At 71.4% G+C, this 1,793-nt stretch carries 1 protein-coding gene and 1 pseudogene; both read right to left on the bottom strand.

What is annotated here, in order from left to right; translation table 11 throughout:
* A partial coding sequence (locus ADL15_RS13230; protein WP_067689150.1) for a replication initiator occupies positions 1 to 1,476 on the bottom strand: 1,476 nt, incomplete at its 3' end.
* Between the two features lie 103 nt (positions 1,477 to 1,579).
* Positions 1,580 to 1,793 (bottom strand): annotated as a pseudogene (locus ADL15_RS55290) (hypothetical protein); the annotation flags it as partial.

Here is a 1,793-nt window from a genome sequence, read left to right as displayed (position 1 = left end):
CACGATGCGCTGTCCGCGCAAGACCGCAAAGGTGACCGAGTAGCGGCGCGACTTGGTGAGGAAGTGGCCGCCGAAGCCGAGCATGTGCGCCCACCGTCCGAGCCGCCGGAACGGGCTGCTCTCCGGCACCGGCCACAGTGCCTCCCGGCCGCGCGCCGCGCAGACCGGGCAGACCCAGCGGTCGCTGTGCTGGCCGCAGCCTTTGCAAGTCCAGCGGGCGTGAGCGAGTCGCCAGCAGGCGTCGACGAGGCGTTCGACGTGGGTGCCGCGCCGGTCGGCGTACAGGTCGATGGTGTCGGTGGTAATCCGGCCGGAGGTGTGTCCGGTGACCTCGGTCGACTTGGTGGCGTACTTGGCGAGGTACGCGGCGACCTGAGCATCGGTGACCTCTCCCAGCGCGGCGACCGTGATGACCTTCGTCAGGACCTGGTCGCCCCAGCCGATGCGCCAGCCGCCCGGCTCGTGCGGGTGCGGGACGGTGGCGAAGACGACCGTGGTGGCGGCATGGTCGACGGCCGCGACGAGGTCGTCGGCGTCGAGGGCGGACGGTGGCGCGACGGTGGCGTCGGGCTGGTCGGGGTCGAAGCCGTCGAGGCGGATGATGGCGTGGAAGTGCGCGACGCCGCGCCGCTGCATCTCGGCGGCTTTGCCGAACGACAGCCGCACCGGCAGCACCCAGCGGGTGCGGATCGTGCCGTTGCGCTCGTAGGTCATCGGGACTTTCGGCACACCGCGTTCCCGGCACAGCTGCTCGATGTAGCGCCGGATCGTGATGGTCGTGCGCCGCCACAGTTCACCGGCGTACAGGTTCCAGACGACCTGCCCGGCATGGTCATAGCAGTCCAGGCACAGCGGCGTGCCGAGCCGGGGGTCGGCGAGGTCGTGCCGGGCGAAGCAGGCCAGCCGTGCCCCGTGGGGGCAGACGGTCAGGTCGCGGCGGGCGTGGCACGGCTCGGCCCGGCAGTCGCACTCGGTGCGCCGGGCGCAGGTGTGCTTCTTCACCCGCCGGGTGTGGACCTCACCGAACGATGGTGCGGTGAAGGTCGGGAACACCGCCGGGTGGCGCGCCACTTCGGCCGGCACGCCTTTGCCGCCGACGAGTCCGGCGCGGACCAGCTGGTAGGCGTCGTTCTGGTAGCGCTTGGAGCAGGCGGGGCAGACGCTGGCGCGGCGGTTGCCGCAGGGCTTGTAGATTGTCCCGTCCGGCATGTCCGCGGTGTGGCGCAGGTCGAGGATCCGGCCGGTCGCGGCTTCGATGGTGGTGAGGGTTCCGGCCAGCCGGACCGGCCGCGTGCACGCGGCGGCGGGTTGGACGTGTGTGAGCCAGGCGGGGAAGTCGTCGCGGGCGGCGCGGGCGACCGCTTGCAGTAGCAGGTCGGGTGAGTGGCGGTACAGGGCGAGCGTTGCCTGGTCGGCGCAGGCCGCAGCGCCCGAGCCGGTGGGCTCGGGTGTCACGGGAAGCGTCGCCAGGGTCACGGGTTCGTCAGCTCCTAGGGGGGTGATCGAGGGGTTTGTTTCGACTCCCGGGGCCGCACCCGAAGCTGGGAGGCTTCGGGTGCGACGCTGAAGGTCGAATCGGTCAGCGGGTCGCACTGGGGCGGTTGCCGTTGACTGTCGGAATCTGTTCGGTGGGGTTGTCCTGGCGGAGCGCCAGCACCCGTAGTGCTTCGGCCGCACGGTCGGAAGGAACCCTGAGTCGGACGGCGAGTTGCCCGGCCGTGATCGGTGTGCCGTGCTCGGTGCGGTGCTGCGTGGCCACTTGCTGGGCGCGCGTGAGCAGTTGCGGTGACACG

Origin of the sequence: Actinoplanes awajinensis subsp. mycoplanecinus, assembly GCF_001509495.1 — a bacterium.
GTDB lineage: Bacteria > Actinomycetota > Actinomycetes > Mycobacteriales > Micromonosporaceae > Actinoplanes > Actinoplanes palleronii.
The sequence above is the reverse complement of the archived record's forward strand: the minus strand, read 5'-3'. Positions and strand labels throughout refer to the sequence as shown.